Source organism: Romboutsia sp. Marseille-P6047 (assembly GCF_900604535.1).
In the GTDB taxonomy this organism is placed as follows: Bacteria; Bacillota; Clostridia; order Peptostreptococcales; family Peptostreptococcaceae; genus Romboutsia_E.
On record NZ_UWOT01000004.1, the window covers coordinates 77069 to 92036 of the forward strand.

General features: G+C 27.4%; 20 protein-coding genes and 1 pseudogene. 9 read left to right on the forward strand and 12 right to left on the reverse strand.

Features of this window, described 5'->3' with window-relative positions; genetic code table 11:
- Positions 1–71 precede the first annotated feature (71 nt).
- From ruvB to EIH23_RS05360, 4 genes are all read right to left on the reverse strand, one after another.
- On the reverse strand, positions 72–1082 hold the full coding sequence (gene ruvB / locus EIH23_RS05345) for a Holliday junction branch migration DNA helicase RuvB (protein ID WP_122639196.1): 1011 nt from the start codon (positions 1080–1082) through the stop codon (positions 72–74).
- Between the two features lie 386 nt (positions 1083–1468).
- Entirely contained in the window at positions 1469–2071 is a 603-nt protein-coding gene (gene ruvA / locus EIH23_RS05350) for a Holliday junction branch migration protein RuvA (protein WP_122639197.1), read from the reverse strand.
- Entirely contained in the window at positions 2064–2573 is a 510-nt protein-coding gene (gene ruvC / locus EIH23_RS05355) for a crossover junction endodeoxyribonuclease RuvC (protein ID WP_122639198.1), read from the reverse strand. Before ruvC ends, ruvA begins: the two co-directional genes overlap by 8 nt.
- Before the next feature lie 123 nt (positions 2574–2696).
- Entirely contained in the window at positions 2697–3302 is a 606-nt protein-coding gene (locus EIH23_RS05360) for a BofC C-terminal domain-containing protein (protein WP_122639199.1), read from the reverse strand.
- A 160-nt stretch (positions 3303–3462) separates the two neighbouring features.
- On the opposite strand from EIH23_RS05360, the gene EIH23_RS05365 reads away from it, so the two are divergent.
- Both EIH23_RS05365 and EIH23_RS05370 read left to right on the forward strand, forming a co-directional pair.
- On the forward strand, positions 3463–3786 hold the full coding sequence (locus EIH23_RS05365) for a hypothetical protein (RefSeq protein WP_122639200.1): 324 nt from the start codon (positions 3463–3465) through the stop codon (positions 3784–3786).
- Between the two features lie 160 nt (positions 3787–3946).
- Complete coding sequence (locus EIH23_RS05370; protein WP_122639201.1) at positions 3947–4270, forward strand: DUF1540 domain-containing protein; 324 nt, start codon at positions 3947–3949, stop codon at positions 4268–4270.
- A 69-nt stretch (positions 4271–4339) separates the two neighbouring features.
- Here the strand turns inward: EIH23_RS05370 and EIH23_RS05375 are convergent, their stop codons facing one another.
- Entirely contained in the window at positions 4340–4792 is a 453-nt protein-coding gene (locus EIH23_RS05375; protein WP_122639202.1) for a hypothetical protein, read from the reverse strand.
- Positions 4793–4974: 182 nt separating this feature from the next.
- Here EIH23_RS05375 and EIH23_RS05380 point away from each other — a divergent pair, with 182 nt between their 5' ends.
- Together EIH23_RS05380 and EIH23_RS05385 are read left to right on the forward strand one after the other, a co-directional pair.
- Positions 4975–5631: a YczE/YyaS/YitT family protein gene (locus EIH23_RS05380; RefSeq protein ID WP_122639203.1), complete on the forward strand. Its 657-nt coding sequence runs from the start codon at positions 4975–4977 to the stop codon at positions 5629–5631.
- A 190-nt stretch (positions 5632–5821) separates the two neighbouring features.
- A complete protein-coding gene (locus tag EIH23_RS05385; protein ID WP_122639204.1) occupies positions 5822–6760 on the forward strand; it encodes a polysaccharide deacetylase family protein in 939 nt (312 codons plus the stop codon).
- Positions 6761–7056: 296 nt separating this feature from the next.
- Here the strand turns inward: EIH23_RS05385 and EIH23_RS05390 are convergent, their stop codons facing one another.
- Together EIH23_RS05390 and EIH23_RS05395 are read right to left on the reverse strand one after the other, a co-directional pair.
- The gene (locus EIH23_RS05390; RefSeq protein ID WP_122639205.1) at positions 7057–7257 is read right to left on the reverse strand and encodes a cold-shock protein; all 201 of its coding nucleotides are present in this window, start codon (positions 7255–7257) and stop codon (positions 7057–7059) included.
- A 311-nt stretch (positions 7258–7568) separates the two neighbouring features.
- Complete coding sequence (locus EIH23_RS05395; RefSeq protein WP_164488996.1) at positions 7569–8114, reverse strand: TetR/AcrR family transcriptional regulator; 546 nt, start codon at positions 8112–8114, stop codon at positions 7569–7571.
- A gap of 125 nt (positions 8115–8239) precedes the next feature.
- On the opposite strand from EIH23_RS05395, the gene EIH23_RS05400 reads away from it, so the two are divergent.
- Together EIH23_RS05400 and EIH23_RS17085 are read left to right on the forward strand one after the other, a co-directional pair.
- Positions 8240–8914 carry a transmembrane-type terpene cyclase gene (locus EIH23_RS05400; protein ID WP_122639207.1) on the forward strand — a complete coding sequence of 225 codons (675 nt, stop codon included), beginning with the start codon at positions 8240–8242 and terminating at the stop codon, positions 8912–8914.
- A gap of 87 nt (positions 8915–9001) precedes the next feature.
- A pseudogene (locus EIH23_RS17085) lies at positions 9002–9359 on the forward strand (VOC family protein); the annotation flags it as partial.
- Here EIH23_RS17085 and EIH23_RS16235 read toward each other — a convergent pair.
- Positions 9338–9589, reverse strand: coding sequence for a MarR family winged helix-turn-helix transcriptional regulator (locus tag EIH23_RS16235; RefSeq protein WP_164488995.1), 252 nt, complete (start codon positions 9587–9589; stop codon positions 9338–9340). The pseudogene EIH23_RS17085 and the gene EIH23_RS16235 overlap by 22 nt on opposite strands.
- A gap of 420 nt (positions 9590–10009) precedes the next feature.
- Here EIH23_RS16235 and EIH23_RS05410 point away from each other — a divergent pair, with 420 nt between their 5' ends.
- Positions 10010–10246 (forward strand): 4Fe-4S dicluster domain-containing protein, encoded by a 237-nt coding sequence (locus EIH23_RS05410; protein ID WP_122639208.1) that lies wholly within the window; start codon positions 10010–10012, stop codon positions 10244–10246.
- A 434-nt stretch (positions 10247–10680) separates the two neighbouring features.
- Here the strand turns inward: EIH23_RS05410 and EIH23_RS05415 are convergent, their stop codons facing one another.
- Together EIH23_RS05415 and nadE are read right to left on the reverse strand one after the other, a co-directional pair.
- Complete coding sequence (locus tag EIH23_RS05415; protein WP_122639209.1) at positions 10681–11403, reverse strand: YebC/PmpR family DNA-binding transcriptional regulator; 723 nt, start codon at positions 11401–11403, stop codon at positions 10681–10683.
- A gap of 117 nt (positions 11404–11520) precedes the next feature.
- A complete protein-coding gene (gene nadE, locus EIH23_RS05420; RefSeq protein ID WP_122639210.1) occupies positions 11521–12291 on the reverse strand; it encodes an NAD(+) synthase in 771 nt (256 codons plus the stop codon).
- A gap of 170 nt (positions 12292–12461) precedes the next feature.
- Between nadE and EIH23_RS05425 the strand changes: the two genes are divergently transcribed.
- Both EIH23_RS05425 and EIH23_RS05430 read left to right on the forward strand, forming a co-directional pair.
- Positions 12462–12839, forward strand: a complete 378-nt coding sequence (locus EIH23_RS05425; protein WP_330566181.1) for a sulfite exporter TauE/SafE family protein — start codon at positions 12462–12464, stop codon at positions 12837–12839.
- A 1-nt stretch (position 12840) separates the two neighbouring features.
- Complete coding sequence (locus tag EIH23_RS05430) at positions 12841–13215, forward strand: sulfite exporter TauE/SafE family protein (RefSeq protein WP_122639212.1); 375 nt, start codon at positions 12841–12843, stop codon at positions 13213–13215.
- A gap of 65 nt (positions 13216–13280) precedes the next feature.
- On the opposite strand, the gene EIH23_RS05435 is transcribed toward EIH23_RS05430, so the two are convergent.
- The gene (locus EIH23_RS05435; protein ID WP_243113329.1) at positions 13281–14291 is read right to left on the reverse strand and encodes a MutS-related protein; all 1011 of its coding nucleotides are present in this window, start codon (positions 14289–14291) and stop codon (positions 13281–13283) included.
- On the reverse strand, positions 14288–14959 hold the full coding sequence (locus EIH23_RS05440) for a hypothetical protein (protein WP_122639213.1): 672 nt from the start codon (positions 14957–14959) through the stop codon (positions 14288–14290). The genes EIH23_RS05435 and EIH23_RS05440 overlap by 4 nt, the downstream gene beginning before the upstream one ends.
- Positions 14960–14968 lie beyond the last annotated feature (9 nt).

Below are 14968 nucleotides of genomic sequence, written 5' to 3' on the forward strand. Positions count from 1 at the left end.
TCAAAAATTATACTATTTATAATATCAAAGAATTTAACTTTTTTCTATGATATTTGCATTCTTTGATAAAATTACTTCTTAGGCATTTCTATATTAAGATGCTCATAAGCTAAAGGCATAGCTATTCTTCCTCTAGGACCTCTATTTATAAATCCTAATTGAAGTAAGTACGGCTCATAAACATCTTCTATTGTATTTCTATCTTCACCAATAGATGCAGCTAGTGTATCTAAACCAACTGGTCCTCCTCTAAACTTTTCAATTATCGTTCTAAGTAGCTTTTCATCCACATAATCTAGACCTAAACTATCTACTCCTAAAAGTTCTAAAGCTTTGTGAGCAACCTCATCAGTTATATTTCCATCTGCTCTTACTTGAGCATAGTCTCTAACTCTTTTTAACAATCTATTTGCAATTCTTGGTGTTCCTCTTGAACGCCTTGCTATTTCTGTAGCTCCACCAATTTGTATCTCAGCACCTAATATTTCAGCTGATCTCATAACAATTTGAGCTAATTCGTCTACAGTATAGTAGTCAAGCTTGCATATTACTCCAAATCTATCTCTTAGTGGATTTGTAAGCATACCAGCTCTTGTTGTAGCACCGATTAGTGTAAATTTAGGTAAATCAAGTCTTATACTTCTTGCTGAAGGACCTTTACCTATAATTATATCCAAACAATAATCTTCCATAGCTGGATATAAAACTTCTTCTACACTTCTATTTATACGGTGTATTTCATCTATAAATAGTACGTCATTTTCATTTAAGTTTGTAAGTATTGCTGCTAGGTCTCCTGCTCTTTCAATGGCTGGTCCTGAAGTTATTCTTAAGCTAACACCCATTTCGTTAGCAATTATGCTTGATAAAGTAGTTTTTCCAAGCCCTGGTGGTCCGTATAATAATACGTGGTCTAAGGGTTCGTTTCTACTTTTTGCTGCTTCTATGAATATAGATAGCTGTTCTTTTGCTTTTTCTTGACCTAGATAATCTGATAATGATTTTGGTCTTAAACTATTTTCTATATCAACATCTTCGTGTTGCATCGATGATGTTATTATCCTATCTTCATCTTCAAACATTGTTTTCCCCTTTCTTTTTTTCGGGTAACCTGGGGTAGATAGGGGACGAGTAAAATATAAGGCATGCAAGACAAAAAGCGTCTTGCAAATGACTTACATTTTTCTCTTTCCCCTATCTACCCCATAAGTACCGAGATAAATTTTGAGGTCCCCTTACTACAAATTTATAATAATTGTATTAGTTATTAATTTACTGATTAATTATCAATTTTTGTTTTGTGTGGGTTTTTTCTTTGTTTTTGCTTTTTATTCTGGCCGTTAGGCCTCTGTTTTGACCTCAAATTTTTATTTTCAAAGTATATACAAATAATTATATTTATACTATTCAATTATTTATTTTATGGTTTTACCGAAGGTGCTTTTTTACCTTTGATAATTTTAATCTATTATCTTAAGCTTTGACTCATTAGATATGATAAAGATTTCTTTATTATATCTTCCGTATTTAGACCACTTTTTTTGCATTTTTCTACTGCTTCTTTTGCTTCTTGAGATGAGTATCCAAGTGCTACTAAAGCATCTACTGCTTCATCTTGTGATACTGCTATTGGCGCTTGAGATAATAATGTTGGTTCAAACTCTATGTTTTGTTTATCTATTTTATCTTTTAATTCTAAGATTATTCTTTCCGCTGTTTTTTTCCCAACACCTGGTGCTTTTGACATTTTTGCTATGTCCTCACTTACTATATAAGCACCTAGTTGTCGTGGAGATGCGAAGGATAATATTCCAAGACCTACTTTAGGTCCTATTTTTGATACAGATGTTAATAGTTCAAACATTTCTAGCTCTTCTTTTGTAGAAAAACCACATAAGCTCATATCATCTTCTCTTACAATTAACTTAGTATATATTTTAGCCATATTTCCTAATTGTAAATCCTTTAATGTGTTTGATGATACGTTTATTCTATATCCAATATTATTATTATCTATTACTATATGATCTAAGTAAAGTTCTTCTATTGTTCCTTTTATATAACTATACATACTTGCCCCCTATGTTTTTTAGCGTTTTTTCTAGTCTATTTGCATGAGCATGACATATTGCAACTGCTAATGCATCTGCTACGTCATCTGGCTTAGGTACTGCTTTTAAATTTAAAAATGATGTTACCATTTGTTGTACCTGAGCCTTTTGAGCTCTACCATAACCTACAACCCCTTGTTTTACTTGAAGAGGTGTATATTCGTATACTGGCTTTCCATTATGTGCACAAGCAAGCATAGTGACTCCTCTTGCCTGAGCTACTGTAATTGCTGTTTTTACGTTTTTATTGAAAAATAGTTCTTCTATTCCAACTTCATCTATATTGTACTTCTTTATAAGAATATCAATTCCTTTATAAACAAGTTCTAACCTTTTTAGCATATCCATGCCAGCAGGAGTTGTTACAGCACCATAGTCTATAACTCTGAACTTATTATTTTTATATTCTATTATTCCATAACCTACTATTGCTATACCTGGATCTATTCCTAGTATTATCATGATTAAATATTATCTCCTAATCTCTCTCATTAAAACTGATGTTCTTATATTATATCATAAAAAAATAGATATTCTTTAGTTTGGATATCAAAAATCTCCTCCTATAAGAATATCTATTTATATTTAACTGCTCATATCCTCTAGTTTTGTATATGCTTCATCTTGTGAGTTAACTACTATACCTTGTTGTAATTCATCTTGTACTGTTCTTGGTAATGCATCTACATCTATCTCAGTTTCTTCTACTAAAGATTTCTTACCATCTTTATCATACTTATAAATTCCTACATATCCACTATTACTTTCAACTGAATATTTATTGGCTTTAGTTACATCATATGATACATCTTGTCCTTCTTTTAAGACTATTTCATATTTGCTTATACTTTCAACCTCTCTATTTGGATACTTATCTTCAAAGTATGATATTATTTCAGATTCAGATTTGTCTAGTAATTCATCTGGAACTGTTCCAATCATAACAGGTGATGACTTTGAATCACTATCATTAGAAACTGTCTGTACCCATATTTCACAGTTTTTATTTAATCCAAAAGCTTCAGTTGTTTTCTCTGTACCATTTGATTCTTTAGTTGTTAATTGGCTAGTTGGTGATGTGTTAGCTTTTCTTGATTTTACACCTATATAAATTCCACTGCTTAATACCAATACGCAGACTAAAACTAAAGCTGGTATTTTCCAAGGAAACGATTTTTTTTCTTCGAACATTTATCATACCTCCTTTTATTAAGAATTTTGTCCACATGATACTTTTTTATACATAAAAGGAAAAATTAGTAATACTATATAAATATTTTTGTTTCCATTTAAATTAATTATGCATATTATAAGGTATCATCTAGAGTTTAATTTTTAAGGAGGTGGTTTCTTGGACTCACCATATATAAAAACAATTTATAATAAAATTGAGTTTTTAGAGTTTAAACAAAATATATTATTTTTAAAACAACCTCAACATAAAGCATCTGTTTTTTGTGAGCTTACACTTGAAGATTTCTTAAAAATAAAAGATTTTACGGATAGTTTTTCTAAAAAGGTTTTAAATAATGAAATATTGACTTTTTCAAGTTACGAAGATGAATTATTTGAAATTTTACCACTTCTAAAATCATATCCATCTTCATCTAAGTTAGTCGCAAAAGCTTTAATGGACGAAGATATCTTCAATAAGCTATTTCAGTACGATAATTAACTAATTCTATTTAAACTTATTTTATATTAGCTACCTATAATTTTGTTTACAAATTTTTACTTAGACAAAATATAGGATAGCTATTTTACTTTTTAATGATATATTTTTTATTAATTTGGCAATACTTCTTAATGAGTAATAATTGTTAGGAGGTAATATAATGGCTAGAATTGGATGTAATGTAATTAACTGTTCTCATAACGACAGTGGTATATGTTATGCAAATAAAATTTCTGTAAATGGAAAGAAAGCTCGTACAAGTAATCATACTTGCTGTAGCTCATTTTTAGATCAATCTACATATAGTACATTAACTAATAACACTAATAACGATGGACCTTGCAACATAATTGGATGTAATGTTAAAACTTGTGCTTATAATGCAGGAAATATATGTGCTTTAAATGATATAGCAGTAACTTCAAATGTTGGTAGAGCTAATTTATACTCTGAAACATATTGTTCAAGCTTTAAATGTAAATAATTCTAAATATATAAAAAAGCAACTTTAAATTTAATAATTTAAGGTTGCTCTTTTAGTATTTAGAATTATTTAAACTTGCATCATAAATTGATTATTAGTTACATTATATTGAACTTCTTTTCTATCATCATTATCTATACTTTTAAATACTTCAACTATCAAATCCTTATATCCCATATTATAAATTGCATCTTCTTTTTCTTTACTTTTAACATTAAGATTTATGTACTCTGGAGTTATCTCTTTTATACTTTCTATAGACGTTATATCATCTTTTTTACTTCCTTCATATTTTATATGTATCTTATACAATTTCCCACACTCACTACATTTTACATAATAAGTAGCATCTTCAAATATAAATGTATTTAATTTCTCATATTCCTCATCTCTTTTAAGCTTTGTTTTTAACATTTCTTCATGAATTATATTAAAATTTTTCTTACATTTACATATCCCTTCTTCTCTTTTTAAATCAAATTTTAACCATCCCGGCAAATCATCATCAATGCAAAGATACATCTCTACTCCCCCCTTTATATTCATATTTATATCAATATAATTGTATATCAACAAATTTTCTTAAACAACATCAAATGACTTTCTAAGCAAATGCTTAGACACCCAAACACTTGATTATATTTATATCCAATGTTAGGATATAAATTATTAAATCTATATTATAAATAGAAAGGAATCATATTATGATTAATAAATTTAACTTTAAAAAGAAAGAAAATATATTTAGAGTTTTATTTTATGTAGTTGGTCTTTGTATAATGGGACTTGGTATAGCACTAAATGCTATATCTAACTTTGGTGCAGGACCTTGGGATGCTGTTAATATAGGAGTAAGCTATCATCTGAATTTATCAGTTGGAACTTGTATGAATATAGTTGCTGTACTAAACTTAATTATTGGCGGTATTTTAAATAAAGAATTCCCTAAAATAACTCCACTAATAACGTCTTTAGTTTTAGGTGTGTTTGTAGATTTAGGATTTGTGGTATTTAACGGAATTAATGTAAGCACATCTTCAATGGAGTTTATATTATTCTTAATTTCATTACCGATTATATCTTTAGGTATTTCTATATACCTAGTTTCTGAGTTACCTAATACCCCTTTAGATTATTTTATGCTGGCGATTAAGTCTAAATTTAAATTATCTTTAATGACTGGAAAAATAGTATCTGAAACTAGTGGTCTTATTATAGCTTTACTTTTAGGAGGACCTGTTGGTGTTGGAAGTATCATAATCATATTTACAATAGGACCTATGATGCAATTTCTATTTACTTATACTAAAAAATACTTTAATAAATTAAGTAAATCAAATGTAATCTTCGCAAATAATTAAATAAATTGAAATAAAAGAAATGGGTATCTAAATTTTTGATACTCATTTTTTATTTTCATTTAATATAGTATTTCTTTATATAGAAGTTAGTTACAAAATTGTAAGTATTTCTACAATAGACCATCCCATCTACAAGATATATAATATAAGTATAAATATTCGACAAATTAATATTGAGGGGGTAATTATTATGAAGAATAAAAATATTTTTTCTCAAAAAAAGAAAAGATCTATAAGGCCTAATCGTATTCTGACTTTATTAGTTGCACTTACCATTGTGTTTGGAGGAGTTAAAGTCGTTTCTGCAGCTACAAAATTCATCCAAGAACAACAAGCTATAAAACTAGAGGAAAAACGTAAAGAAGAAGAAGCTAAGGCCTTAGCTGAAAAGAAACGTAAGGAAGAAGAAGAAAAGAAAAAATATATAGTTGGCTGTAACAATGATGCTAAGAAGTATTCATATGATGCTAAAAAGGTTGAAGAAAAGTTAAATTCATATGACTACTCTAATAACGGAGAAAAAGTTGTATTTTTAACATTTGATGATGGAACATCTACAACTGTTACGCCTGAAGTTTTAAGAATATTAAAAGAAAATGATGTTCATGCTACTTTCTTTGTTACTGGTCAAAATATTGAACGTGGTGGAGATAAAGCTAAAGAATTATTAAAAGAAGAGCTTGCTAATGGACATGCTATAGCTAATCATTCATACAGCCATGATTATAAAACTCTTTATCCAAATAAAACATTAGATTTAGACGCTTTTAAAGCTGATTTTGCTAAAACGGACGAATTATTAAAAGATACTCTTGGTAAGTACTTCTCAACAAGAGTTATAAGATGCCCAGGTGGACATATGTCTTGGAGAGGTATGGATCCATTAGATGCTTATTTAGATGAAAACAATATGGCTTCTATTGATTGGAACGCTCTAAATAAAGATGCTGAAGGTAGAAGAAAAAATGCTGATGAATTAACTCAAGAAGCTATAAAAACTTCTGAAGGTAAAGAAATGGTAGTTTTATTAATGCATGATACTTACGGAAAAGAAGAAACTGCAAAAGCTTTACCACAAATAATAAAATACTTTAAAGATAACGGATATGAATTCAAAACATTAGTTTAATTTTTACAATATCGTATTTAAAATAAGAAATAGATAATGACTTTTGCACAACGATGAACATTCAAATATAAGTCATTATCTATTTTTTTCATATTTAAATTTTTTATTTTTATATTCTACACTTTAATTCTTCATACAAATTTTTATCATAATAACCTATATTTTTAATAGACCTACCTAGACTAGCTAGAATAAATAAATTGAAAAGTTATAATATTTAATTAAGTTATAACTCCTTTGTAAATTTAAACATAAAAAAAGACACGCAATGTGTCTTTTTCACGAACATATATATATTATAATATAGTTACATTCTCTGCTTGAGGACCTCTAGCACCTTTAACTATATTAAAGTTTACTTGTTGACCTTCTTCTAATGATTTAAACCCATCAGTTTGTATAGCTGAAAAATGTACGAATACATCATCTCCACCTTCTACTGATATGAAACCAAATCCTTTTTCATTGTTAAACCATTTTACTATTCCATTATTCATTAAAAATTACTCCTGTGAACCTATTTCTAGGTCTCTTTTAAATTATTTGTGTATCTCTACAAATATTATTATAGCATAGTTAAAAAATAATAGATAGTGTTTTTTACATTTTTATATTTTTATTTATTTTTGTTCAGTTTTATATTTGGCAATTTGTTTTGACGGTATTGTAATATACCTACGTTTTTTGAACACTTACTAGAGTATCTATACGGTACAGTAGTGACACTTTTTATATTGTTCAAAAATCATAACTTTTACTATAATATTTTAAATGTATTTTAAGGAGGAGTTAATAGTAATAAATAATCCTAGCGAATTATAAAATATTCACCCTTTAATATCTTTTCTATAAGAAATGCAAGATTCTCTGGTTCTATATTCTCTCCATTTCTTATATATCTAGCTATAATTTCAACTAAAGCACCAGCCATAAATGCCATTGCATATTCATGCATATATTTATTATCATCATTTAATATCCGTCCTATTTTAATAAGATATTGCTCAAATTTCACTGTCATTATATATGTTAAATTATTATTGACAAGTAATTCAATAAAATCTTTATCGCCCTCGATATATGTCATAAATTCAAAACATATATCACTTATCGTATTAATATTTTTACTAGTGAATCTTTCTATAAATAATTTAAACATTTTATCAAAATGAAGTTCCAGTACCTCCTCTTTAGAATCAAAAAGTGAATAAAATGTTTGTCGTGATACAAGCGCATATTCACATATACTTTTTATCGTTATTGATTCAAATGATTTAGTTTCCATTATAGAAAGCATCCCTTTAATAATCATTTCCTGTGATTGCAATGCTGTTGGATTCTTCCCTTTATACATAGACATAACCTCCTTAAATGTCTAACTTATCTCAATAATATTGACATGTGTAAATGTTGTTTTTATAATCATAGCATAACTTAGACACATGTCAATATTTTGGTTATTTATGGAGGTAGAACTTAATGGAAACATTTTTAACTGTTTTGAGTTGTATAGGTTGGATTATTGTTTATGAGGAATGTATTAGATTAGGCTTTAAAGAAAAGACATATGCAATGCCTTTATTCGCATTAGGGCTAAACCTTGCATGGGAAGCTATTTATAGTTTTTCGGATATATTTCTAGCTGCTCATGGTCCTTTAGAGGGTCTAAATTTAATTCAGGCATATTTTAATGCATCATGGGTAATTCTAGATATAATTATATTATTTACTTATTTTAAATATGGTAAAAATGAGTTTCCTAAATCAATAAATCAAAAGTATTTCCCTGCATGGACTATGTTAGTTATAATATGTTGCTTTGCTTTACAGTACGTATTCATAAAAGAATTTGGATTTATAATGGGAGCAAAATACTCTGCCTTTTTACAAAATTTACTTATGTCAGTAATGTTTATAGATATGTATATAAAAAGGGGAAATATGAATGGACAATCTTTAGTACTAGCTTATGCTAAGTGGATTGGAACATTAGCTCCGACTATTTTATTTGGAATATTAGAGTATAATACACTTGTTTTAGTTTGTGGTATTTTTTGTTCCGTATTTGATATCATCTACATTTCTCTTTTAAGTAAATCTAAAAAATTATCAGATAAATTTATACCTATTTTAGCAATGAATAAGAATGGATAAATGTCCCTATAGATATAATATGTTTATTTTCATTGACTAATTGATATATATAATCTAAAAATAAGAAGAAATTTGGATGATATACAAATGAAATTTAAATTTTGTCATAACAATTTTAATGTGTTAAATCTTGAAAGAGTCTTGAATTTTATGAAAAAGCATTAGGATTAAAAGAAACTAATAAAAAAGTAGCCGAAGGTGGAAGTTTTATATTAGTATATTTAGGAGATGGTGAAACCACTCATGAATTAGAATTGATATGGCTTAGAGATTGGGACAGACCGTATAACTTAGGAGATAATGAATTCCATATAGCATTATGAGTAGAAGTTTTTGAAGGGCATATAATCTACGTAAAGATATGGATTGTATATGCTATGAAAATAAAGAAATTGGAATATACTTTATATCAAACCCATATAATTATTGGATAGAAATAATTCCGATTATAAACTTTAGTATTATATCTTTCTCTTGTTTAGTATATTTATTAACTCTATTGATAAGTTCTCTATCTCTTTCTTCATGCTTATCATTGTGTATTTCATTAATCGTTTCACCTAAAGGTGTTAATTTATAGAAAATTTTCTTTTTATTTACATCATCTTTATAGGATGTAATAAGTTCTTTTTTTATTAAACTTGATACAACTTTAGAAACACCACTTCTAGTCATTCCTATTTCTCAGAAATTTTAATTCCATTAACTTCTTTTTCATTTCCAATACATGAGATTACATGAAATTCTGTAATTGAAATATCCTTTAAAGCACAATTTCTCTTAATTATTTGATTCAAAATTTTCTCGTTAACTAAATTTTTTCTTTCTTCAGCTTTTGCAAATAAAACATCCATTTCAGATATGATTTCTTTATCTATTTATATTCAAATTTACATCCTCCTAATATTTATAGCTATTTGAATAACTTTATTATTTTTAGTAAATACAATTTAGATAATTCATCGAATAATGATGACAAGGAAACATTATTGTAGTAGTATCGTATTGTTTCCAAGGAAACATAATAATTATAACACAGAATTATTTCTAGTAAAACTTAATTATATATATCATTTAATATAGGAGAACGTAAATATGGCAAATTTCAAAAGAAAAATAGCACAACTTAAGGTATTAAGAAAATTATTTGAATCTAGAGGACAAATATCATATAACCGCAATAAATGTACTCATTGTACTTTATGCGAAAAAACATGTCCGGTTAACGCAATAACTGTTTCTAGAAAAGATAAAAATTGGAGTATTGATCATAATATTTGTGTTCGTTGCACACATTGTGTTGCTAAATGCCCCAAAAAGCTCTTTTTTTAAAAAACGATTTATAAATACAAAAAAATAAAGAAGCTTATTATGTACACGATAACATATCTTATTATAGTTTTTTACCTTAAAAACTCAACTTTTTTAGCAATATTTAATCAATATTCTTCTTTATAGCAATAAGTAAAAAATTTATTTAGGTTATTTTTATATCCCTTAATTGTTCTATTCGTATAATTTCTAATTTTAATTTCGTAAATATATTCTTTATAAACATTATCTATACGCAAAAACACCTCTAATTATTTAATATAGATTTCTCTATACATCATAATTAGAGGTGTTTTGGTTTATCTTAACACTCTAAATGTATTTCATTATATTTTCATACGAAATATCAAATATTTGTCATAACAATTGTAATTTTCACAATCATTCATCAATTATATCGCCTTCAAACCATTGGTATGACTGATCTTTATAAATTACTCAGCTATTTCCCAGTTATGGTAAACATTTTGAACATCGTCATCATCTTCTAACATATCAACTAACTTGTTCATGTTCTTTAATTGAGTTTCATCAGTTAATTCTGTAGTAGTTTGAGGTATTAACTTAACTTGTGCAGATATGAATTCATATCCTTTAGCTGCTAATTCATCTCTAACTGCTGCAAAATCTTCTGGTGCAGTTACAACTTCATATCCATCTTCTTCAGCTATGAAATCTTCCGCTCCAGCTTCTAAAGCTATTTCCATTAATTCATCTTCAGTAACATCATCGTTAGCTTCTATTAATATTTGTCCTTTGTTATCGAACATGAATGATACACATCCACTTGTTCCTAAGTTACCACCGTTCTTATCGAAGTAGTATCTTACGTTACCAGCTGTTCTGTTTTTGTTATCAGTTAAAGTTTCAACTATAACTGCAACTCCTCCTGGTCCATATCCTTCATAAACTATAGTTTCGAAGTTTTCGTTAGCTCCACCGCCTGCTCCTTTTGCTATAGCTCTTTCTAAGTTATCATTAGGCATGTTATCAGCTTTAGCTTTTTCTATAGCAGTTTTAAGTGCTGCATTGTATTCTGGATCTGGTCCACCTTCTTTAGCTGCAACAGCTATTGCTCTAGCATGCTTAGTGAATATTTTCGCTCTTTTAGCGTCTTGTTTACCTTTTCTGTTGATTATGTTTCCTATACGTCCCATAATGCCACTCCTTTATTTTATAGAATATATTAAATATAGCTTAATGTATTCCGTATAATTTAATAGTTTAATTGTAATTTACCTATAAATTTTATCACAAATAATTATTTTAGTAAATTAGAACTTAGGTGGTGCAGGTGCAACCGCTCTCTTATGTGCACTTATTCTATGTAATCTTTCTATTACCTCTAAGTCTTTTTGTGGAACTTCATCTAATCTTCCTTCTACAACTGCATCTATCATTTTATATGTAGTTCCCATTTCTTTTTCATCAGTTTGTCCATCCCAAAGTCCTGCTGATGGCGCTTTGTTTATTATATCTTCATGAACACCTAATACTTTTGCCCATTCATAAACTTCTGCTTTAGTTATATTTGCTATAGGTACTAAATCAACTCCACCATCTCCGTATTTTGTGAAGTATCCTGTATAAACTTCAGCTGCATTATCAGTTCCTACAACTAAATAGTTTAAATTATTTGCTACAGTATAAAGAGTACTCATTCTAACTCTAGCTCTTAAGTTTGCATCTGATATTGTTTGATTATTTTCATTGTATACCCCAACTTCTTTTAGTTGACCCATTACTTTGTTTAATATACATTCTTGCTCATCAGTTAAATCAAGCTCAATATGTTTTATCCCGCATCCATTTATAACTTTTAAAGCATCTTTTTTATCTTGAGGATTACTTTTTATCTCCATTATTACCCCTATTGAATTATCTGGAAAAGCCTTTTTTATAAGATAAGAAACAACTGCAGAATCTATTCCTCCAGAAACCCCTACAGCTAAACCTTTACAATTAGCTTCTTCAACTTTATCTCTAAGCCATTGTACAGTTTTTTCTATTTTTAACTCTATATCTGTTTTTAAACTTGCGTCCATTGTTATTATTCCTCCCTATTTTTCATCTGAAATAATTATAGCACATAATTTTTAATGATTTCCATAATCTAGTATTCCAATTTATTTTATAAAAAGATTTATATATTAAGTTTTACCACTTCAATATAAATATAATTCAATAATTATGTACAAACTAGATTTTAAGGAAGGTGATAATTATAAAGAGTAAATATTTTAACTTTAATATAAAAAATACAGTAATCGGTTTATTTACTGGTTTTATAAATGGTGTTTTTGGTTCTGGAGGAGGTACTCTTTTAGTTCCTATTTTAAATAACTTCTTAAAAGTTGAAGAACATAAATCTCATGCAACAGCTCTTGCTATAATAATATTTTTATCAACTACAAGTTCTATAATTTATATTTCAAAAGGTACTTACGATATAAAATTAACTATACAAGCAGCTATAGGAAGTATTATAGGTGGTATTATTGGTGCAAAATTATTATGTAAGGTTACGGGTAAATTTCTTCGAATTTCTTTTGGAATTGTTATGATAATCGCAGCCTTAAGGATGGTGTTCTAGTATGTTAATTGGTATAATCGGATTTTTCGCTGGAATTATAGGTGGTATGGGTATGGGCGGTGGAACTATTTTAATACCTGCTTTAGTTTTATTTGCATCTATAAATCCCAAGATTGCACAAAGTGTTAATTTACTATCATCTATTCCTATGACTATTTTTGCTCTTATAATACATATAAAAAATAAAAAAGTTGAATTTAGTTTGGTGGCTCCTATAGCTGTTTTTGGAGTTATTGGTGCTGTATTTGGTTCCTTTTTAGCTAATTATCTAAGTTCTGAAATTCTAAGAAAAATATTTGGTGGATTTTTGCTTTTAGTAGGAGCTTATGAAGTTTATAAAGGAATTAAAGAACCTAAAAAAGGTTGTAAAAAATAAGTTTAATAAAACTAAAAGGTGTATAAATATAAGTTTATACACCTTTTATTATAAAAATAATATAGTTACCATTTTCCTGTTGCTACAAACATCTCTGCTCTTTCCTTAGCTCGACTTACTATATCCTCACTATATCCCATAAATCCTAATAACTTTATAGCATTCCTACTTTGAGCTCTTCCACTATATAACTTAGAATCAAATTTAATATCATTATCAGTTATATTTTCTTCAAAATGATAATTATCAAACTTATCCTCTAATAAATAGGTAAGCTCTATATCATGAGTTGCCGCAAAACATGTACAGTTATTTTCACTTAAACTACTAAGGACCTCACTTGAAGATGCTATACGCTCTATTGTATTAGTTCCTCTTAAAATCTCATCAACAAAACATAAGGTAGGTATATTATCATCTATTGAATCTAAGATTCTTTTTAATGATTTTATTTCTACTATATAGTAACTCTCCTTACTTAATACATCATCCTTAAGTGCCATTGATGTATATACCTTAAAATAAGAACCATTATATTCTTTTGCACAACAAGTATTTATACTTTGAGCAAGAATTGCATTTATGGCTACTGATTTTATAAATGTTGATTTTCCAGATGCATTTGACCCAGTTATCAATGCACTTTTTTCAAAACTTCCACTATTAGTTACAGGGTTTTGAATTAATGGATGATACATTTCTTTAAATTCTATATAGTTTTTTCTTTTAGTCAAGTTTGGTATTGTAAAATAATCTAAACTTTCTCTAAAAGATGCAACCCCAATTAATGCATCTATTGTACCTACATATTCAAATATATTTTTAAGATACTCTCTATTCTTACCAATATTTTTCTTAACTTTTTCATAAGTTATAAGCTCTGATAAAAATAACATCTTAGTATATTCACTAAAAACATTTAATTCTGAAACTAAAGAATTTGGATCTGTTCCAATATTTTTTCTTCTTATTCTTTTAATCTTCTTTAAATCTTCGTTTATATTATTTAAATTTTCATCTACAAATTTTATATTTAGATTTTTAATTTTTCTAGCAATATTAGAAACCTTTATCAAATATGTAAACCTTCTGTATTATAATTTTTTCTACCTTCATTAATTGAAATATAAATATTTAAACAAATAAATCCTATTGTTAAGAAGATAAAATAAGGATTAATAATTATTAAAATCAAACTAGCAAAGGGTAACTTTCCTAATAATTGATATCTTAATAATTTATTCTTGTTATCATATCCATTATTGAATAAACAATTAGAAGTGTATAACTCTTTACTGTATCCTAATTTTGATAATGTATATTGAATATTAAATCTATTATCTGGATTATTTACAAAGTATGATATTAATATTTCTCTCTTATTTAAAATTTCTTCATTATGAATTGAACTTCTTAATATGTCATAAAGAACTTCTTCTCCAGCAGTACTTTGTGTATTATTTATTTTTTTAAATACATCATTCATATTAAGATCATTCCATGTTATATCATCAATTGTGTTATAATCTTTACTTTCTATATTATCATTAACTTTATTCTTGTGATAACTTGATACACTTTCAAATTTCAAATCAACTTCATCTATATCTATTTTTTTACCGTAATTTTCAATTATTTTCTTTTTTATTTTTTTATTTTTCCTTACGCTATTATATAGTGATATTAAAAATCCAATAAAGAACACACATGTTAAGCCAATTAAGACTTCTATAATTTCTTTCATTTATTTCCC